The 20,437-nt window shown below is 41.7% G+C and carries 19 protein-coding genes, 1 other RNA gene and 2 pseudogenes; 16 read left to right on the top strand and 6 right to left on the bottom strand.

The annotated features are described in order from the left end of the window. The first annotated feature begins 1 nt into the window (after position 1). The 4 genes and pseudogenes from ACSJJG_RS02425 (at position 2) to ACSJJG_RS02410 (ending at position 3,621) form a co-directional block, all read left to right on the top strand. Positions 2 to 1,168 (top strand): beta-ketoacyl-[acyl-carrier-protein] synthase family protein, encoded by a 1,167-nt coding sequence (locus ACSJJG_RS02425; RefSeq protein ID WP_481088347.1) that lies wholly within the window; start codon positions 2 to 4, stop codon positions 1,166 to 1,168. Beyond that, positions 1,168 to 1,647, top strand: coding sequence for a hotdog family protein (locus tag ACSJJG_RS02420; protein WP_481088346.1), 480 nt, complete (start codon positions 1,168 to 1,170; stop codon positions 1,645 to 1,647). Before ACSJJG_RS02425 ends, ACSJJG_RS02420 begins: the two co-directional genes overlap by 1 nt. Continuing rightward, positions 1,644 to 2,375, top strand: coding sequence for a 3-ketoacyl-ACP reductase FabG2 (locus tag ACSJJG_RS02415; RefSeq protein ID WP_481090353.1), 732 nt, complete (start codon positions 1,644 to 1,646; stop codon positions 2,373 to 2,375). Before ACSJJG_RS02420 ends, ACSJJG_RS02415 begins: the two co-directional genes overlap by 4 nt. After that, positions 2,372 to 3,621: pseudogene (locus tag ACSJJG_RS02410) on the top strand (beta-ketoacyl-ACP synthase). The gene ACSJJG_RS02415 and the pseudogene ACSJJG_RS02410 overlap by 4 nt, the downstream one beginning before the upstream one ends. Before the next feature lie 191 nt (positions 3,622 to 3,812). Here ACSJJG_RS02410 and ACSJJG_RS02405 read toward each other — a convergent pair. Then, the gene (locus ACSJJG_RS02405; protein WP_481088345.1) at positions 3,813 to 4,214 is read right to left on the bottom strand and encodes a VapA/VapB family virulence-associated protein; all 402 of its coding nucleotides are present in this window, start codon (positions 4,212 to 4,214) and stop codon (positions 3,813 to 3,815) included. A gap of 855 nt (positions 4,215 to 5,069) precedes the next feature. Here ACSJJG_RS02405 and ACSJJG_RS02400 point away from each other — a divergent pair. The 3 genes and pseudogenes from ACSJJG_RS02400 (at position 5,070) to ACSJJG_RS02390 (ending at position 8,059) form a co-directional block, all read left to right on the top strand. After that, positions 5,070 to 6,238, top strand: a pseudogene (locus tag ACSJJG_RS02400) (MFS transporter). Between the two features lie 60 nt (positions 6,239 to 6,298). Then, entirely contained in the window at positions 6,299 to 6,733 is a 435-nt protein-coding gene (locus tag ACSJJG_RS02395) for an acetyltransferase (RefSeq protein WP_481088344.1), read from the top strand. Positions 6,734 to 7,120: 387 nt separating this feature from the next. Further along, positions 7,121 to 8,059 (top strand): VirK/YbjX family protein, encoded by a 939-nt coding sequence (locus ACSJJG_RS02390; RefSeq protein ID WP_481088343.1) that lies wholly within the window; start codon positions 7,121 to 7,123, stop codon positions 8,057 to 8,059. A 32-nt stretch (positions 8,060 to 8,091) separates the two neighbouring features. On the opposite strand, the gene ACSJJG_RS02385 is transcribed toward ACSJJG_RS02390, so the two are convergent. Continuing rightward, positions 8,092 to 8,688, bottom strand: a complete 597-nt coding sequence (locus ACSJJG_RS02385) for a GNAT family N-acetyltransferase (protein WP_481088342.1) — start codon at positions 8,686 to 8,688, stop codon at positions 8,092 to 8,094. A gap of 329 nt (positions 8,689 to 9,017) precedes the next feature. Here ACSJJG_RS02385 and ACSJJG_RS02380 point away from each other — a divergent pair, with 329 nt between their 5' ends. Further along, positions 9,018 to 11,039, top strand: a complete 2,022-nt coding sequence (locus ACSJJG_RS02380) for an oxidoreductase (protein WP_481088341.1) — start codon at positions 9,018 to 9,020, stop codon at positions 11,037 to 11,039. A 73-nt stretch (positions 11,040 to 11,112) separates the two neighbouring features. On the opposite strand, the gene sstT is transcribed toward ACSJJG_RS02380, so the two are convergent. After that, complete coding sequence (sstT, locus tag ACSJJG_RS02375) at positions 11,113 to 12,357, bottom strand: serine/threonine transporter SstT (protein WP_481088340.1); 1,245 nt, start codon at positions 12,355 to 12,357, stop codon at positions 11,113 to 11,115. Between the two features lie 536 nt (positions 12,358 to 12,893). On the opposite strand from sstT, the gene ACSJJG_RS02370 reads away from it, so the two are divergent. From ACSJJG_RS02370 to ACSJJG_RS02340, 7 genes are all read left to right on the top strand, one after another. Further along, entirely contained in the window at positions 12,894 to 13,661 is a 768-nt protein-coding gene (locus ACSJJG_RS02370) for a 2OG-Fe dioxygenase family protein (protein ID WP_189758715.1), read from the top strand. A gap of 4 nt (positions 13,662 to 13,665) precedes the next feature. After that, on the top strand, positions 13,666 to 14,280 hold the full coding sequence (locus tag ACSJJG_RS02365; RefSeq protein WP_189758716.1) for a LysE family translocator: 615 nt from the start codon (positions 13,666 to 13,668) through the stop codon (positions 14,278 to 14,280). Between the two features lie 400 nt (positions 14,281 to 14,680). Next, positions 14,681 to 15,349, top strand: coding sequence for a DedA family protein (locus ACSJJG_RS02360; RefSeq protein WP_481088339.1), 669 nt, complete (start codon positions 14,681 to 14,683; stop codon positions 15,347 to 15,349). Between the two features lie 241 nt (positions 15,350 to 15,590). Then, the gene (locus tag ACSJJG_RS02355) at positions 15,591 to 15,896 is read left to right on the top strand and encodes an ElaB/YgaM/YqjD family protein (protein WP_481088338.1); all 306 of its coding nucleotides are present in this window, start codon (positions 15,591 to 15,593) and stop codon (positions 15,894 to 15,896) included. A 1-nt stretch (position 15,897) separates the two neighbouring features. Further along, a complete protein-coding gene (locus ACSJJG_RS02350) occupies positions 15,898 to 16,299 on the top strand; it encodes a phage holin family protein (RefSeq protein WP_481088337.1) in 402 nt (133 codons plus the stop codon). Beyond that, positions 16,292 to 16,585, top strand: a complete 294-nt coding sequence (locus ACSJJG_RS02345; RefSeq protein WP_481088336.1) for a YqjK-like family protein — start codon at positions 16,292 to 16,294, stop codon at positions 16,583 to 16,585. Before ACSJJG_RS02350 ends, ACSJJG_RS02345 begins: the two co-directional genes overlap by 8 nt. A gap of 192 nt (positions 16,586 to 16,777) precedes the next feature. Next, positions 16,778 to 17,173, top strand: coding sequence for a DoxX family protein (locus tag ACSJJG_RS02340; RefSeq protein WP_481088335.1), 396 nt, complete (start codon positions 16,778 to 16,780; stop codon positions 17,171 to 17,173). Between the two features lie 125 nt (positions 17,174 to 17,298). On the opposite strand, the gene ACSJJG_RS02335 is transcribed toward ACSJJG_RS02340, so the two are convergent. Beyond that, positions 17,299 to 18,204 carry a LysR family transcriptional regulator gene (locus tag ACSJJG_RS02335; RefSeq protein ID WP_481088334.1) on the bottom strand — a complete coding sequence of 302 codons (906 nt, stop codon included), beginning with the start codon at positions 18,202 to 18,204 and terminating at the stop codon, positions 17,299 to 17,301. A gap of 112 nt (positions 18,205 to 18,316) precedes the next feature. Here ACSJJG_RS02335 and ACSJJG_RS02330 point away from each other — a divergent pair, with 112 nt between their 5' ends. Then, complete coding sequence (locus tag ACSJJG_RS02330; protein WP_481088333.1) at positions 18,317 to 19,018, top strand: pirin family protein; 702 nt, start codon at positions 18,317 to 18,319, stop codon at positions 19,016 to 19,018. A 57-nt stretch (positions 19,019 to 19,075) separates the two neighbouring features. Here ACSJJG_RS02330 and rnpB read toward each other — a convergent pair. Both rnpB and rsmI read right to left on the bottom strand, forming a co-directional pair. Beyond that, an RNA gene (gene rnpB, locus ACSJJG_RS02325) (RNase P RNA component class A) lies at positions 19,076 to 19,462 on the bottom strand. Between the two features lie 42 nt (positions 19,463 to 19,504). Further along, the gene (rsmI, locus tag ACSJJG_RS02320; RefSeq protein WP_481088332.1) at positions 19,505 to 20,395 is read right to left on the bottom strand and encodes a 16S rRNA (cytidine(1402)-2'-O)-methyltransferase; all 891 of its coding nucleotides are present in this window, start codon (positions 20,393 to 20,395) and stop codon (positions 19,505 to 19,507) included. Positions 20,396 to 20,437: the final 42 nt, after the last annotated feature.

Raw genomic sequence — 20,437 nt, 5'->3', positions numbered from 1 at the left:
CATGATTTATATTTCTGCCGTGGGTATGCTCAATGCATTAGGCAATAATGTGGATGAGATTGCACAGAATCTCGTGCTCAATCAAGCGCCGGGTATGTATGAGCGTTCAGGCTGGTTACAACCCGATAAAACCTGTTGCCTGGGCGGTGTTGACGCTGAATTACCCGTCATTCCTGACAGCCTGTTTCGGCACAACAGCCGCAATAATCGCTTGTTACTGGCTGCCTTGATGCAAATAAAACCACAAGTGGACGAAGCCATCGCTCACTATGGTCGGGAACGCGTCGCTGTCATTATGGGAACCAGCACATCCGGCCTCGACGAAGGTGATCAGCATGTCAGTCGCACAATGCATCAGCAATCCAATGAACATTACCATTATTACCAACAAGAATTGGGCGATCCTTCCCGCTTTCTTGCCAGCTACCTGAACATTGATGGGCCTGCATTTACCCTCTCCACAGCCTGTTCATCCAGTTCACGAGCGATTATCAGCGGTCAACGCCTGATTGAAATGGGGCTGGCAGATGTCGCTATTGTTGGTGGTGCAGACACATTGAGCCGTATGCCAATCAATGGCTTCAATAGCCTGGAATCCATTTCTCCCACCTTGTGTACCCCCTTTTGTGAGGATCGCCGGGGCATTACTATTGGAGAGGCCTCTGCATTGCTGCTGCTAACGCGAGAACCCCAACCGATAGCCTTACTCGGCGTAGGAGAATCAAGTGATGCATGGCATATGTCAGCCCCTCATCCTGAAGGGAAAGGTGCCATTGAAGCTATCAATATGGCACTGAGAAATGCCGGACTCTCTCCAGCCGAAGTCGGTTACATTAACCTGCACGGAACAGGCACAAAATTGAATGATCAGATGGAGTCGATTGCCATCAATCAGATTTTTGGTGAAAACACGCCATGCAGCTCCACCAAGTATTTAACCGGTCATACTCTTGGCGCCGCAGGTGCCTGTGAAGCGGGTCTTTGCTGGTTACTGCTAACACGTCACTTACCACTGCCTGCACAGGATTTTTCACGCTCAAGCATAGATACCTCTCTGCCTGCCTGTGGTTTGCTAACCCAATCACAACCACTGAAAAAACCGATTGTCATGTCAAATTCTTTTGCCTTTGGTGGCAACAATACCAGCCTGATTTTGGGAGTGGCATAATGCCTGATTATTTACCAGTAGATCGTTATCTCCCACATGAATCCCCCATGGTGTTACTGGAAAAAGTACTCAACGTATCCAGCAACTATGTCCATTGTCAGGTCACAGTCAGCCAAGATGGTGTTTTATCCCCTTTCCTCAATGAAGAAGGCCACCTGCCGGGTTGGTTTGCCATTGAAATCATGGCCCAAACCATCGGGGTCTGGTCTGGCTGGCATCGCAAGGAAAGAAAAGAGGAAGATTCCGCCCTGGGCATGTTACTGGGCGGACGTGCAGTACGGTGCCAAGTACCCGCTTTCACACCAAACAGTGTTTTGGATATTCAAATGAATTTATTACTGCAAGATGAAAAAATTGGCAGTTTTGAAGGTGAAATCAGTTGCAATGGCACCGTACTGGTGACAGGCCGCCTGAACACCTATCAACCTAACAAAACAGAACTCATACAACTAATCAATAAACAGGATGGAGTAGCATAATGCGTTCAGTTTTAGTGACCGGTGCCAGCAAAGGGATAGGTAGGTCAATTGCCTGCCGACTGGCGGCAGATGGTTTTACTGTCATCGTACATTATCACCGCGATGCTAAAGGTGCGGAAGAGACACTGGAACACATTCAGGCAAACGGAGGCAGTGGCCGTATTCTTTCTTTTAATGTTTCGGATCGAATGACCTGCCGTGAAAAGCTGGAAAAGGACATCGAAACTCACGGCGCTTACTATGGCATCATCTGCAATGCAGGGATCGCCAAAGATGGCGCTTTCCCAACACTGGAAGGCAATGACTGGGATAGTGTTATTCATACCAATTTAGATGGCTTTTACAATGTTATCCATCCTTGCGTCATGCCGATGATCGGTTTACGGCAAGGAGGACGTATCATCACCTTATCGTCGGTGTCTGGTTTGATGGGCAACCGCGGACAAGTCAATTACAGCGCAGCTAAAGCCGGGATTATCGGAGCAACAAAAGCGCTAGCAATCGAATTGGCGAAAAGAAAAATCACCGTGAACTGTATTGCACCTGGCCTGATTGGGACAGACATGATTCAAATGGAAGAAATGGCTTTGAAAGAAGCGATGAATATGATCCCAATGAAACGCATGGGACAAGTGGAAGAAGTGGCTGGTCTTGCTAGCTACTTGATGTCTGATATTGCGGGATATGTAACCCGTCAAGTCATCTCAATCAACGGAGGGATGCTATGAACCACAATGCTATATTCCAGCCCCGCAGGGTAGTGATTACGGGAATGGGCGGTATTACCGCATTGGGGCACAATTGGCAATCTGTTTCCGCGGAATTGAAAGCGGGCATTAATGCCGTTCAACAGATGCCAGCGTGGGCAGAATATGATGGGCTTAATACCCATCTTGGGGCGCCGGTTACGGATTTTATTTTACCCGAACATTATACCCGCAAACGCATTCGTTCTATGGGGCGTGTTTCCCTGATGTCAACGCGCGCCACAGAACTGGCTTTAGAGAGGGCAGGTTTACTCAATGATCCAATACTGACTCACGGAGAAACAGGTATTGCCTATGGTTCTTCTACGGGCAGTACCAAACCCGTTAGCGAATTTGCCACCATGCTGACTGAAAAGCATACCAATAACATCACAGGTACAACCTATGTGCAAATGATGCCTCATACGACAGCCGTCAACACGGGTTTGTTCTTTGGCTTACGTGGCAGAGTGATCCCAACCTCAAGTGCCTGTACATCTGGCAGTCAGGCGATTGGGTACGCGTGGGAAGCTATCCGCCACGGCTATCAAACCGTGATGGTCGCAGGTGGAGCAGAAGAGTTGTGTCCATCCGAAGCGGCAGTATTTGATACGCTGTTCGCCACCAGCCAGAAAAATGAAGCACCGAAAACCACACCTTCTCCCTTTGATATTAATCGTGATGGACTGGTGATTGGTGAAGGTGCAGGCACATTGATCCTTGAAGACTTGGAGCACGCCAAAGCACGTGGTGCCAAGATTTACGGTGAAATCATCGGATTTGCTACTAACTGTGATGCTTCTCATATCACCCAACCAAAATCCGAAACCATGCAGATATGCATTGAAATGGCACTGAAATCAGCGGGATTACAGCCAGCCGATATCGGTTACATCAGCGCCCATGGTACTGCAACCGATCGGGGAGATGTGGCAGAGAGCCAAGCGACTACCCATATTTTTGGCAATCAAACACCTATTTCTTCACTGAAAAGTTATTTCGGTCATACGTTAGGGGCTTGTGGTGCCCTTGAAGCATGGTTAAGCCTGGAAATGATGAACGAAGGCTGGTTTGCCCAACAATCAATCTCAATGAGATTGATCCCGCCTGTGGTGAGTTGGATTACATTATGCATCAACCGCGTAAAATCCAAACCGAGTTTATCCAAAGCAATAACTTTGCCTTTGGTGGAATCAATACCTCAATTGTGATCCGTCGTTGGAATTAATGATGATTATCAGATTTACCGAGAAAACGCGGCAGAAAATATCGCGCTATTGAGGCCTTAAATAGGCCGAGACAGGAAGATAGGCTTCATTACGACGTGGTTTTGATTTATGTTTTGGCAACAATCATCAATTCACAAATGAAGCCTTTTTTATATTTAACATAAAGAATTATCACTTAAAATCCTGTATATTATTCCCAATAACCACCACCTGTGATTGTGGCAGATATTGTTCCTAATCCAGTGCCATTAAACTGTGCCAGTTTATCTAAAGATGAATTTAAAAAACCGATGGCAATAGTTACAGGTGATATAAGTGCGGCAAAGCCTCTTGCTTGCTGATAAATTATATTAATATCATCCACATCGAAAAAAAACTCACCGGAAAATTCGCTTTTTCCTGGAAATCCTAATCCTCCCGCATGTCCGTGAAAAGTTTTCGCCCCATCAACTTCCAGGGTAAATGCATAATAAACAGAGTAACCAGTTAAGTACAAAGTAGCCTTATATATATGCGTCTTAAGTTCCGATGGCTTTCTGATCGAATCACCTGCCATTTGGCTCTTTAACATATCTGCTGTGTCTTCAGACAAAGACTCAAAGATCGATAATTTTCAATCCCTTTTCAACAAACAAAGAAGATTCTGATTTGTTCATAATATCCCCCGGGTTTATAAATCGAGAAAGTTTAATTGAAAACTTAAAATTATTTTCTGATTATATGTCAAATAGAATAGTAATTAAGTCAGTTTTAATATAGCAACAAATATTGTTCTTTCTTTTCATTACGAAATTTTATAGCCCTCCAAGATAACAGTTTATTAAAAAATTAGAATGATTTATTAATCTGTTTTTGCCTAAGACTTATTTTAGAAAACAACAATCCCATAGAGGCTCAATATCCTTCAAGGAAAAATATATTTATATTTTCTCCATAATAAAAGTATAGTACAGAACTGGATATTTTCAACAAGAAATTAATTTAGTGAAATAAACCTACTTCAAAAACATTAATCGCAAGTGGATGAAATATTTTTATATCCAACAGAATCTCAATAAAATCAGCAAGTTTATAGTACTTACGATTGTTTTTGCTAATAACAGCTTTATCTCCACATTTAGGGGAAATAATTTTTAATACTCACATGTTACTTATTTTAAAGAGATTTTTATTTTGATGATTTTGGCTTCTTGCGTATTTTACCATCGAATTTCCATAACCATTTTCTCCATAAATCTTTTCATTCATAAGTATCAGTTTTTCTCGTTGTATCTCTTTGTGAGAAAGGTCTATAGTCCGCACCACTCAAGGTTATTGGGTGACTTACCTACTGCTTAAATCATCAAGATATATTCCAGTCCTTGGCCTATATCGTGACCGCCATTCGGCAAAAACCTGATGAGAAGCAGCGCATTTCTGGCTGATTTTTTATGTGGAGACGACAGTAGTGAAACTGCTGCGCAAGAATGACAGTGCATTTGTACCTATCGCCGGATTGACTGTTTTTGCCATTGCTTCTGGTTACCTAATGAGCTTAATTCCTCTGTCGATGGCAAGTTTCAGCATTGATACGGTTTATGCGAGTTGGTTAGCTAGTGCTTATTATGTCGGTTTATTAATCGGTTCAATGATGATTGAGCCTGTTATCGCCAGAATAGGTCACCGTCTTTCATTTATTATCTTTTTGTTGCTTTTGTCAGCGACTGTCATTACATTGCCTTTTTTTCCAAATAAAGAAATTTGGTTATTTGTACGGTGTATTGCCGGAGTTGCCGTAGCCGGTGTCTTTGTCGTGGTCGAATCTTGGCTGTTGATCGGCGAAAACGCCAAAGAACGCGCCAGACGCCTGAGCTTTTATATGACTTCCCTTTACGGCGGGACAACGTTAGGCCAATTATTGATTGGGCAGATTGGTACCCAGGGGATATCCCCTTTTTATTGATTTCAGCCCTGCTGTTTGTCGCGATTTTGCCCCCATTATTCGTGCGTCATGGGCAGCCTCCTGCGCTCCACCACCAAAGTATGTCGCTAAGAAAAATGACTGAATTCAGTAAACCAGCGATCGTTGGCTGCATGACATCAGGTATTGTGATGGGCACTATCTATGGTTTGATGCCCTTATCACTCAGTCAAAGTCATTTCAGTGCCGAGCAAGTTGGTGTATTGATGGCAGCCATTATTCTGGGTGGAATGGTCATACAGCCGATTATCAGCAAGCTATCTGTCATCATGAGCAAAACTTTTCTATTGGCAATGGTTTCATTATTGGGAGTCTTTGCCGTAGGAATGATCTATCTCTTTGAACATTACATCGTCATGATAGTGTCATTGGCTTTGTTGGGAATGTCGTCTTTTGCGCTGTACCCCATTGCGATCACTCTTGCCTGTGATAAGCTGGATGCGTCCTATATTATAGTGGCAAGCCAGGTCATGTTGTTAAGTTACAGTATTGGTTCCGCCGTTGGGCCACTGGCAGCGGGGCATTTTATGCTACAGCACGACTTTAAGGTTCAGCACCATGGGCTGATGAGTTTCTTTTTCATCGTGTTATTGGCTACCGCGATTTATATGCTGCTGGCGAGTTTGTACCGCAAAGACCGTGTACTGGCAAGCTAGGATAGCCTAAAAAACATTCAGACTAAAACCACAAACAACAGAAAAAGTTAGGGGTATAAAATGCAAATACAGCAAGCCCGCAAAGCTGATTTTTCAGTATTGATTCAGATTTGGGAAGCCTCTGTACTTGCTACTCATGATTTTTTGCCTAAGTCAATGATTGAAGTTTTACGCCCACAGATCCTTAACGATTATTTGCCCAATCTCACTGTTTATAAAGCGGTAGATGAACAAGATAATATCGTAGGATTTATTAGTACCGATCAACATCGAGTAGAAATGTTGTTTATTGCGCCACAAGCACGGAGAACAGGGATTGGTAAGACGTTACTGCAATTTGCTATTAAAAAATTACAGATCAATGAGTTGGATGTAAACGAACAAAATACACACGGTGTCGGCTTCTACCAACATATGGGATTTCAGGTATTTTCTCGTTCAGAGCTTGATGGTCAAGGGAATCCATTTCCTCTATTACACATGAAACTGGCTTAAAAACGTCAGAATGTTAAAAATGAATAACACATAAATAATATAAATATCATTTAATGAATAATTTGTTAAATAAAAATAGGTATTATTTTTTTAAAAATGATAATAGAATAATATCCTTTACTATAATAAATAAATTTAAAGTAAGGGCCTGTTTTGTAAACATATGAGTAGAATTTGATAAATCAATGATATAATGAAATCTCTCTATTCCCATCACCTTTCAAGTTACAGCTTTGCCGGCTACGTCCACATCCCTTAGCCACGTAGTTATAAATAGTTATAAACACAGAGTTCGCTCTGCTCTTGAGGATTTACCCTTTTGCCACTGTGTTGCAACTTGAAATCTAGTGGGTATAAATATTTTTTACTTTTGTTGAGTTTGAGTTAATGAGTTATTTACAACAACCTACGTCTTCAGGAATGAAGCTATTTGCTGCTCTTGTCGGAAAACGTATTATCCCAGGGGAACTCTGGTATTCTTCCGCTACCCGTACTAAATTTGCACTACGTAGCCTTCTGACCCCCATTTCAACATTAAAACTGTTGAATGGTATCACCAAAACGCCTCATTATCTGGATATTTTGAAAAAACAACCCAGTTTGCCTTGCAAATTACATCGTCCATACTTAAGCATTAATTTTAAGCGCAAACAGATTGTTGGTGCTCTGAATGAGCATTATCAATTATTATTCAAACAATTAGAGCCAACCGTTATTAATAGAATTTTTGATATTCATGCTTACCTGTTAGCCACTATTCAAGGTAAAAATGAAACATTTCTAATATATATTGACGCACTGGACAACCTGAATAAAGAAGGTGAACTCTCTCTCTATATTACTACTGCGGAGAATGTCATTCTGGCCAAGTGTGCTTTCACTTTATTAACGATTGATGGCAAACAGACACTATTTATTGGCGCACTACAAGGGCCAACTAAAGGGGATAATTCTCTGGAGATTATCCGCCATGCAACTAAAGAATGTTATGGGTTATTCCCCAAGCGCCTGTTAATTGAGGCTATTTGTCGTTTTGCCGATCATATGAATTGTGAACAAATCCTGGCAGCCAGTAACGAGACTCATATCTACCGTAGCATCCGTTATTGGCATAAAAAGAAAAATAAGATGGTGGCCGATTACAATTCTTTCTGGGAATCGCTAAATGGCGTCAGAAATGAAAATAACGATTTCCATTTACCATCATGCATAGAAAGAAAATCTTTGGATGAAATCCCCAGTAAAAAACGCGCCGAATATCGCCGTCGTTATCAATTACTGGATGATCTGGAAAACGATATCAAGGCATCCCTGAAAGCCGCCTGACTTCCTGTCAGAAAGAAATACCAATTAGGCACTCAACGAGGCTTCGTCATTAACCATGTAAGATGCGTTTTAATGGCGGGCCATTCATTGAACAGAATGCTATAAACACAAGTATCCCTTATCGAACCCTCTTTGGCCCGCATGTGATGGCGTAAAATACCATCCAGCTTTGCCCCCAATCTTTCTATCGCCTTGCGGCTTTGGTGATTTAAAAAATGGGTACGAAGTTCCACCGCGACACATTCCAGTTCCTCAAATGCATACTGTAACAATAAAAATTTTGCTTCCGTATTAATCACAGTGCGTTGGACAGAATGCGCATACCATGTAGAGCCAATTTCCAATCTGGGAATATTCGCATCAATATTCATATAAGTTGTCATACCAACTGCCATCCCCATTGCATTATTGATGACAGCAAAAGGCAACATATTGCCCTTGGCATGCAGGGTTAAACGACGTTCAATTTCCACCTGGACATTGACAGGCTCAGGCACACTGGCATACCACAGCTTATGTAACTGCCCATCCTCAATAGCACGAACAAATTCATGATGTCTATCATGTGACAAAGGCATTAAAGTCACACTTTTTCCGGTTAACGTAACCCAATCTGTTATTTTTCCCATAGTTACTTCCCCCACACTTATTTCTATCACACTTATTTTCCACCAAGGCTTAATTATTCATCATTCCGTAAGAATATATTCACAGTATGCACAGTTAAAAACATGCGACAACCATAAATAAGAGAAATTTCTCGCCTCAATAGATTTTCATTAAGGAACGATTGAAGCTCTATTTCATGATATTTGTCACAATCAATTAACAAAGTAGTTCCAATAATGCCGGAACTGTCTAAATTTAATCATCATCTCATCCGACCACTTAGCTGTTTTAGCTTCATACGGAAAACAATAATATTTATTGAGCTACCAAATATTTGATGGAGAATGCAATGAGCAATTACCCTCACCTGCTTGCACCGCTGGATTTGGGCTTTACCACACTAAAAAACCGTGTATTGATGGGTTCAATGCACACAGGGCTTGAAGAACATCCCGACGGTGTCCAACGTTTGGCCCAATTTTATGCAGAACGGGCAGCGGGAGGCGTCGCACTGATTGTGACCGGCGGTATCGCACCAAACCCGCAGGGCGTTGTTGCGGCAGGCGCAAGCGTCCTGAATAGTGAAGCTCACCTGCCCCACCACAAGCTTATTACAGAGGCGGTACATCAGGCTGGGGGAAAGATTGCTTTACAAATCCTGCATGCCGGACGCTACAGCTATCAGAAAAATTCCGTTGCGCCTTCAGCCATTCAAGCGCCGATTAACCCCTTTATGCCGAGAGAAATGTCTGAGGATGACATCCGGCAGACAATCAAGGATTTTGCCCGCTGCGCCCAACTGTCACAACAAGCCGGCTATGATGGCGTGGAAATCATGGGTTCAGAAGGTTATCTCATCAATCAGTTTCTGGTCACACGCACCAATCATCGACAGGATAAATGGGGTGGAACTTTCGAAAACCGCATACGCTTTGCGCTAGAAATTGTCAAAGCGGTCCGCGCTATCACGGGGGAGCATTTTATCATCATCTACCGCCTTTCTATGCTGGATTTAGTGGAAGATGGCTCCAATTGGCAAGAGATCGAACAACTGGCACGGGAGATTGAAAAAGCAGGGGCATCCATTATCAATACCGGCATCGGCTGGCATGAAACCAATATCCCAACGATTGCAACGATGGTGCCCAGAGCCGGATTTAGCTGGGTTACGCAAAAATTGATGGGAAAAGTCAGCATCCCTTTGATTACAACCAACCGCATCAACAACCCCCAGGTTGCCGAACAAGTTCTCAGTGAAGGCTGCGCCGATATGGTTTCTATGGCACGCCCGTTTCTCGCTGATGCCGAGTTTGTATTGAAAACCGAACAGGAGCGTGCTGATGAAATCAATACCTGCATAGGCTGCAACCAAGCCTGTCTGGACAGAGTTTTTGTCGGCAAGCTGACGTCTTGTCTGGTCAATCCACGCGCCTGCCATGAAACCGAATTTATTGCCGCGCCTGTCATCGCCCCCAAAACCATTGCGGTTATTGGTGCCGGACCGGCAGGATTATCCTTTGCAGTCACAGCGGCCAGCCGAGGACACCATGTCACGCTGTTTGAACGAGAAAACCAAATTGGCGGGCAATTTAATATCGCCAAACAGATCCCCGGCAAAGAAGAATTCCATGAAACTTTACGCTATTTTGAACGCCAATTAGCCTTGAACGGCGTCGAAGTATGCCTCAACCATACGGCAACTACCGACCAACTTTTATCGTTTGATGAAATTGTCATCGCGACGGGGATCATGCCACGCATCCCCAATATTGATGGTATTGAACATGAAAAGGTACTGACTTACCTTGATGTCTTGAAACATAAACAGCCAGTCGGAAAGCGTGTCGCTATTATTGGTGCTGGAGGTATTGGTTTTGATACTGCTGAATATCTGAGTCAAAACGGACAAAGTACCAGTTTGAGTAGCCATGCTTTTAGCCATGAGTGGGGAATTGATCGGGCAATTATGCATAGGGGAGGATTACGGCCAGAAGGTGCGCAGGTCGAGCGTTCCCCGCGTAAAATTTATCTGCTGCAACGCAAAGACTCCAAGGTCGGGGATGGCTTAGGAAAAACCACCGGTTGGGTACATAAAACCAGCCTGTTAATGCGGGGCGTAACCATGTTAAACAGTGTCCAGTACTTGAAGATTGATAATCAGGGATTGCATATCCGTCGTGGTGATGAACAGCAATGCCTGGAAGTGGATAATGTGATTATTTGCGCAGGACAGGAGCCATTGAAAACACTCTATCAACCGTTACAGGCAATGGGAAAAAGTGTACATATCATTGGTGGAGCAGATATCGCGGCCGAATTGGACGCTCGCAGGGCAATCGATCAAGGCACCCGATTGGCGCTTAACATGTAATGTCAATACTAAGAACAAGAACGGTGATAATTTGATTCATTATCACCGTTCTTTATTCCAGCTATTTTTACAATTAACGCTGTGCCAGTCGATCAGCCTCGATGCGAGACTCTTCAGCCTGACAAGCGGCTGCGGTAAACAGCACATCGGTGGAGGAATTCAGCGCAGTTTCAACCGAATCTTGCACTACACCTATGATCATACCTACAGCAACAACCTGCATGGCTATTTCATTGGAAATACCAAACATACTACATCCCAGCGGAATCAATAATAAAGACCCCCCAACAACCCCTGAAGTACCACATGCAGCAATAGCAGAAACTACGCTCAACAAAATGGCTGTTGGTAGATCAACGTTAATATTCAACGTATTCACAGCCGCTAAAGTCAATACGGTGATAGTAACTGCTGCACCTCCCATATTGATGATCGCCCCCAAAGGAATAGAAATAGAATAAGTATCTTCATTTAAATTCATGCGACGACACATTGCCATATTAACTGGAATATTTGCCGCAGAACTACGAGTGAAGAACGCAGTTATTCCACTTTCACGTAAGCAAACGAAAACTAACGGGTAAGGATTCCGACGAATTTTCCAAAAAACAATTAATGGATTAATTATTAAAGCAATGAAAACCATACACCCTAACAATACAGACAATAATTGCACATAATCTAATAAAACATTAAATCCTGTTGTTGCAATCGTTGCAGATACCAATCCAAAAATACCAATAGGGGCAAAACGAATAATCACACGCAAAACTTGCATTACTGCTTCGGCTAGATCATGGACTATAAATTTAGTTGATTCTTTTCCATGACGTAAAGCAATACCTATTCCTGTTGACCATGCTAATATACTGATATAGTTGGCACTTATAAGTGCATCAATGGGGTTAGCTACTATATTGAGCAATATCCCTTTCAGAACTTCAATAATATTTTCTGGTGGTAATATCTGAATATCATTCTTCACTAACGTCAACGTCGATGGAAACAGCATACTACCAATTACAGCTACAATCGCTGCCAGGAAGGTTCCTAAAAGATAGAGGATCAGTATGGGACGAATGCTACTTTTTGGGCCTGCTTTATAATTTGAAACAGAGGACATAACTAATACCCATACCAAAACAGGTGCAGCCGCTTTTAATGCTCCTACAAAAAGTGTCCCTAGCAATTCGACTGATTTAGCCACAGAAGGAGCCAACCATGCCAATAATATTCCAGCAATTAAACCGATAGATATTTGTGTAACGAGGCTTCCTTGTATAATATACTGCGCAAAACCTTTTTGTTTTTTTTCCATAGTCTTTCCAATTGATATTTATAATTAATGAATCTACCTGTTTTCATTTATATTTACTTTTTCAAGACAAGAAAATTTGAAAGGCTATAATCAACCCAACAAACAAAAACATCAACACTTAGTAACAAACCATTCACATTTATGTGATCAAAACGACAATTTTTACCATTTCAAATACATCATACAATGAATCATTACAATAAAATATATTCTGAACTCAGAATATCACAATCTTTATACCTTAAGTAATTTAATGTTTTTTATTGATTTCAAGATTAATTATCCATCATAAATTAATAACAAATTGAAATCATTTAACTATTACAAATGATTAACTCGGAATATTAACATTATAAATTAACAAGTGGTTATTTCTTTGTAATATTAAATCAAATAAACAATAACCATCATAATTGACCTTGATATAATACTCATCGTTATTATTTAAATAAAAAACATAACCCCAAAATTACCCTTGCAATAAAAAAAATTTCATATATAAAAGTGATCACCATAGAATAAAAAATGAGGTTAACATGTTTATTAATACAGATAATAATCAATACATTACAATTAATGACATTAAGAAAAATGTTATCAAAGAAATGAAAGAAAATAATTTTGTGTATCTAAAAATGGAGAGCTCTATAAAATTAATAAACGAATATATAAATAATCAGTCATTTGACGTTGATAAATTCGTAAGAAGCTGGGATAAGTTAGAACTTGATAAATATATGGGTGATGGTGGTCAATATAGGAGAAGAAGATACTCAACATTAAGCTCCGACGTTACATCAAGAGAGGTAAGAATAGAACCTCATCAACCTCATTTTCAAACAAAAAATTATAACAACCTAAATGGTGATATAGAAAGACATTATGAACCAATAAAGGACGAAATAATAAAAAGCAAAATCATGAAAGGTATTTTCCATTTATCACATGATTTATTTACAGAACTATCACCAAAAGGTAATTGGCACATAGAAACTCATCAATTCAGAATTGAAGTAACAGATAATCAAATTGGAAAACCAACGCCAGAAGGGATACATAGAGATGGTGTAGATTATGTTCTTATGTTATGCATAAACAGAATTAATTGTATTGGAGGAGAAAGTACTATTTATGACAAGAATAAAAATAAGCTAATATCTTTCACCATGAAAAATGCTTTTGAAATGGTAATGCTAAATGATAAAGAACTATTTCATGGAGTTAGTCCTATATTCAGGATAGATAAAGAAAAAAAAGCAGTAAGAGATATGCTTGTAATAACTTTCAGAAAAAAACAAGAGTAATAAAATGATTGAATTATTTTCTATTGCGACAGTAACTATTTTAGCAGTTATCAGTCCTGGCGCTGATTTTGCTATGATAACAAGAAATAGCCTTATTTATGGTCGTAAATCTGGGATTTACTCATCATTAGGAATTTCTGCTGGAGTCTTAGTTCATGTTTTTTATACTCTTGTTGGTATCGGAGTATTGATCAACCAAACACCCAGTTTTTTCGCTATAATCAGAATAGTAGGTGCATTATATCTAATATATATAGGTTATAATACTTTTATAAGTAAAGATATTTCTGTTGATGATGATGACAAATCAGAAACTATAGGAAATTTTGATTCTTTTAAGAATGGTTTTTTTACTAATGCCTTAAACCCCAAAACAACTTTATTCGTGCTTAGTGTTTACACGCAAATCGTAAGCATTTCAACTCCATTATATACCCAAATTTTGTATGGGATGTTTATGTCCTTTTCCCATCTAATATGGTTTAGTTTTGTTGCTTATTTTTTATCCAACAACAAACTAAGAGAAGCACTATTAAATAAACAAAAAGCGATAAATATAGTTATAGGTATAGTCCTTGTTATGCTCGGTTTATGGCTAATTTTTTTACAGTTAATATAACAAAATCATTTACTATAACAATTTATTTACATTAGACTTTTGATATAAAAACATCCATAGTCACCTATGCTTTTTTCAATTGAATTTTTAATTAGTTAGTCATTTCAACCAGTCACATAGATAACGATGTGACTGGTGCCTCATTTCCCCTGTACTATGGCTTCAAATCTTAATAGTTCTGAACTAAAAGTTCTATTCATTACCAAAATTGTCTGTCTCGATACTACTGATTTTGTTAAAGTGTGCCAATCGATCTTTATACCATCTTGAAGGGATTTCGAGATTATTTTATGACAACTGATATTAATTACTTTTGATTACAATGTATTTAATAGAAATTAACCATAAATGCACCATAAAAGTAAGATGTAATCCTTAATCCGTGTTTTAGGAACATTTGATGGAAATTGTAACAGACCTGATTTACGCACTTTGGCACCAAGACTACGAAACATTAGCGAATCCGTCGCTGGTATGGGCAATCTATATAATGCTATTTACCATCCTGTTTCTGGAAAACGGGATATTACCGGCGGCGTTTTTACCGGGCGATAGCCTGCTCATATTAGTCGGTGTTTTAATTGCAAAAGAAACCATGAGTTTTCCTGTCACATTAGTCATTCTCACCACCGGAGCCAGCCTCGGCTGCTGGATCGGATATCTTCAGGGAAAATGGCTTGGCAATACAAAATTAGTTCAGGGCTGGCTGTCACATCTTCCTGCACATTATCATCAACGCGCACATAACTTATTCCATCGTCATGGCTTATCTGCCTTACTGATAGGCCGTTTTCTCGCTTTTATCAGAACATTACTGCCAACATTAGCGGGCCTTGCCGGGCTAAAAAATGGACGTTTTCAAATATTCAATTGGCTTAGTGGGTTCATGTGGGTGGTTATTCTAACAACATTAGGTTATGCCCTTGGTAAGAGTCCGCTGTTCCGCCAGTATGAAGAATATCTGATGAGTTTTTTGGTGCTGTTACCTGTAGGTCTATTACTTATTGGTTTAATTGGCAGCCTGACTGTCATTTGGCGCAAAAAGCGCACTAATAAAACGCTATCGTAACGCTTTATTTTCCCTGTGGATGGCCGCATCTACCACAGGGCATTGCTTTTTTCTTCCCTTAACATTCTTATAACCTTGTTCACTTACACGCTATAACGACTTCTCCACTTAGCCATCCCAAACGGTATTTAAGGCTAATTCGCAATATATTGTGATAATTTTTCATCTATTCATACTTTCATCTCTTGATAAAAACGTCTATGTTTGAAATTCATCCATCGTATATTCAAGGAGACAGGCAATGCCACAAAAGAAAAACTCTGAAGATCTACGTGCTGAATTACAATCTCTTGCGGATACGCTAGAAGAAGTCCTCAATAGCTCCGGTGATAATTCAAAAGCAGAACTGGAAAAACTACGCAACAAGGCAGAAAGAACACTGAAAAATGCACGCTCTACACTCAGTGAAGCTAGTGATAGGCTGGTAGGTCAAACCAAGGAAATTGCCGGTCATGCAGATAGTTACGTTCGTGAAAATCCGTGGACCGGTGTCGGTATAGGTGCAGCAATTGGCGTTGTATTAGGCGTACTGCTTTCAAGGCGCTGACATGACCCAATCCCCTCACCCAAAAGGCCCGGGAAAAAGGTTCTTTGATACTGTACGGCGAGTAGCAGCCATTGCTGTTCACATAGTTGAAACTCGCATCCAACTCGTTGCCGTTGAGTTGGAAGAGGGAGCAGCAACACTGGTACAACTGCTACTGCTGGTAGGATTGACATTACTATTTGCAGGTTTTGGCCTGATATGCCTATTGGTGCTGATATTCTGGGCTATCGATCCAGCCTACCGAATAACAGCAATAGCTATCACTGCCGGAATATTACTGCTCCTCGCCGTATTTAGTGCAATATGGACAATAAAAAAGGCGCGAAAACTGACCTTTCTTAACGCAACTCGAACACAATTGCATGTTGACCGCAAAATGCTGGAGGATGATCCTCATGAGTAAATCGGGGTATCGTCAGCGAAAATTGCGAAAGCAGCAGCTATTAAAAGAGATCCAGCAACAACGGCAGTTACTTGCTATTTATAGCCAGAACTGGCTTGAAATGACACAACCCTATGATAAAGGCTGGCAAACCCTCATTACTTTTAAGCCTTATATTACCATCGGTTCTGGCCTTGTCCTGCTTTACGGACTCCGCCACCCCAGGCAGTTTTATCGCTGGTCACGTCGTATAATCAACATTTTCGGGATCATAAAAATCGTACGAAACACACTATACAAAAATTAATACCAACGAATTATTTCAAAAAAACTGCATGAAATAGTTAATATTCCTTACTATCAACCAATAACACCTCTCCGTAGAATACTTCCCATCAGATAATGATTAACAAATCGTGCTATTAAGTCCGTTTTTTGGACAATAAAAGCTAAACAGACAGTTTATTTATCGCGGCCTGCGGTATTTGTGGAGACAATCATGAAAAAATTTGAAGATAGTGGCCTGTTGGTTGCCCGTATTTTAATCTCCGTTCTTTTCATTATCGCAGGATATGGAAAACTAGGTGATGCCTATGCAGGAACGCAGGAATTTATGGAAGCCATGAAGGTGCCAGGAATTCTATTGCCACTGACTATCTTGCTTGAACTGGGGGGCGGGCTTGCTGTGATATTAGGCCTGTTGACCCGCACCACGGCTGTGTTTACATTTATTTTCTGTATTCTGACCGCGCTCCTGTTCCATAGCGATTTTTCAAATGACCTGAACCTGACTATGTTCCTGAAAAACTTCGCCATAAGCTCAGGTTACCTGCTGCTGGCTATGATGGGACCAGGAAGATTCAGTATTGACCATGTAATGAAGAAAAATTGGTAATAGAAGAAAAACAGATCATTTCCCTTTCTTTTTATAGCCCCTTCCTGTGTATTCGCAGCAAGGGGCTTGATGATATTCGCTACATCCGCTTTATTATTTTGGTGGTATGCATCTTTATTGTATTTTCACGCATGTCTTTGCTTCGCAAACAATTTAGGGATTTCACGCAAGCACCAGGACTTGGCTTCTCCCATACTATCACGCCGCCATGCCATGATAATGTTGGTTTCATGGCTGTATTCCGAACCAATAACCCGCAAACGACCTTCGGCAATATCTTGTTCCACCATAGGGTATGGCATGGTTGCCACTCCTAACCCTGCCAAAAGTGCCCGACGTTTATCTTCCAGTGAACTCACCGTCAAGCGCGGTTGTTTATCCAATAATTTAACCGTCAACACCGGACGCTCTCTTGCTGTATCAGCGACAGCTATTCCACGATATTTCACTCGTGTGGCATCAGACAATGGTTCGGGTTCATGATGGATAGGGTGATCCGCACTGGCAACATAGACATTGTTAATAGAATAAAGTGCCCGCGAATTCACTTCGGATGAAGCCCTGAAATGCAGATCAGGTGCAATCACAATATCAGCATATCCTGTTTCCAGACGTTCCCACGCACCTGCTAATACTTCCGTCATTAACGAAAGTTGCGTATTCGATTTAGCCGCCAATTTATCCACAAGAGGAAACAGCGATACCATTGGGAACAACGCTTCACACACAATAGTCAGGTGGGTTTCCCAACCACGGGCAAGCGCTTCTGCATCTGCGGTCAATTTATCCGCAGCTTCAAGCAGTAACCGTCCTCGCTCCAGTAGCATCCGGCCAACATTGGTAAATTTCGTGCGATGACCAGAGCGATCAAACAGCACAACGTCCAATTCCTCTTCCAATTTCTGCATGGTATAACTCAGTGCAGAAGGAACTCGCCCCAACTCATCCGCTGCCGCAGCAAAACTTCCCCGTCGGTCTATCGCATCCATTACCCGCAGGGATTCCAAAGTAAGCGCACGTTCTTTACCCATATTTTTCTCAATCAGGAATTTTGAATATAGCCACCAGATTAACTGGCTAACATTTCAACGTCCAGATAATTAAGATCGACAGTCATAGATCTATGGTTAAAGAGATAACAACATGATAATAACGAGAACAGCAAATCAATGCGGAAAAGCCGATTATGGCTGGTTACAGGCTCGCTATACTTTTTCATTTGGTCACTATTTTGACCCAAAATTTTTGAACTATAGGACGCTGCGTGTTCTTAATCAGGAAGTTTTGGCGCCGAAAGCCGAGTTCCAACCCAAATCTTACCCTCATGTTGATGTCCTGAATATTATCCTGCAAGGAGAAGTCCAATATCGAGACAGTGAAGGCAATAACTTCCATGCATGCCAGGGGGATTGTTTGCTATTTTCTGCGCGTCAAGGGATTCGTTACAGTGAGCACAATACCAGTGACACGCTTCCACTGACACGACTGCAACTCTGGCTCAATGCCTGTCCTCAGCAAGAAGCTCGGCCATTACAGCATATAGTTCTGCCAAACAAATCGCTTACTTTACTGGCTTCTCCTACATCAGAAAATAACAGTATGTATCTGCGCCAACAAACGTGGATAAGCTATCTCGTGCTTAAACCCCATGACAGCCAAATTTTGGCTTTACGTAGCCAACATGCTTACCTGCAATCCATCAGTGGTAATGCAATAATTAATGGCAACCAAAGCAGGGACGTAAAGATTGAATGTGGGGATGGCGTATTTATTCAGGAAGAGCAGGAAGTGATGTTACAAACGGAGACGCCATTTCGGGGCCTGCTGATTGATTTGGCTGACTAATAATTCCTTGTTTATAAAGAAAAAGCCCTATAAAGCATCTGCTCTATAGGGCAAAATCTGTGAAGTTGACCGATAAGCCGGGTTCTGTCTTGGACAGCCATTCATCTAGGCCAGCACTTGCGCACTGGCTCAAGCAACCTACCCGGGTTCGGTACGGGCCGTACCATGCGAACCCCTATTTGGTCTTGCTCCGGGTGGAGTTTACCGTGCCACGAACTGTTGCCAGTCGCGCGGTGCGCTCTTACCGCACCCTTTCACCCTTACCTGATCCCAACATTGCTTTTACAAACAAAGCTGGGCCATCGGCGGTTTGCTCTCTGTTGCACTAGTCGTAGGCTTTCACCTCCCAGACGTTATCTGGCACCCTGCCCTATGGAGCCCGGACTTTCCTCCCCTTGACTTCTCCCGAGAGAGCAGTAAAGCAGCGACTGTCTGGTCAACTCCGGCGCGGATTATAAGAGGTTTAATATCCAATGTATAGGGTTTTCACGCGTCTTCTTCAATTTGTCCCAAAGTCGTGTTTTGATCGAGTGAATAACGATATAAGGCATTTTTCTTCACACCGTGGATCTCTGCTGCCAATGCCGCGGCCTTTTTCAATGGCAGCTCTTTTTGCAACAATGCCAATGTCCGCAAGGCTTCCTGTGGCAAGCTATCCTCGGCGGGTTTACGATATCCTTCCACAATCAGAACCATTTCTCCGCGGCGACGGGTTTCATCTTCCTTGACCCATGTCAGAAGCTCACCGGCGGGCATTCCTTGAATCGATTCCCACGTTTTGGTTAATTCTCGTGCCAACACAATATAACGATCGGCTCCCCATACTTTCACAATATCTTCTAAACTGTCCAACAGACGATGTGTCGATTCGTAAAAAATCAGCGTACGCGGCTCTTGCGCTAATTCACGCAAGGTATCCTGACGTCCCTTACTTTTAGCCGGCAAGAAGCCTTCATAACAAAAACGATCTGAAGGCAAGCCAGCAGCAGACAGTGCTGTAATTGCCGCACAAGGGCCAGGTAGTGGAACTACATTGATACCGGCTTCACGGCAACGGCGAACCAGATGATAACCCGGATCGTTAATCAACGGCGTACCGGCATCAGATACCAATGCGATACTCGCCCCTTGTTCAAGTTTCGTAATCAATTGATCTGCTTTTTGCTGTTCATTATGATCGTGAAGTGCGAACATGCGCGCATTAATGGCAAAATGTTGAAGCAACAAGCCAGTGTGTCGCGTATCTTCGGCTGCAATCAGATCGACATGTTTAAGAACTTCAAGAGCACGCTGAGTAATATCCCCCAGATTTCCAATAGGGGTTGGCACAACATATAGCGTGGATGTCGTAACCACTGCTCGATTGGTTTGATTCATTGTTTCATCCGAATGACCGATTTAAAATTGAGCATCTTTGAA

The organism is Xenorhabdus sp. SGI 60 (genome assembly GCF_056632175.1).
The sequence above is the reverse complement of the archived record's forward strand: the minus strand, read 5'-3'. Positions and strand labels throughout refer to the sequence as shown.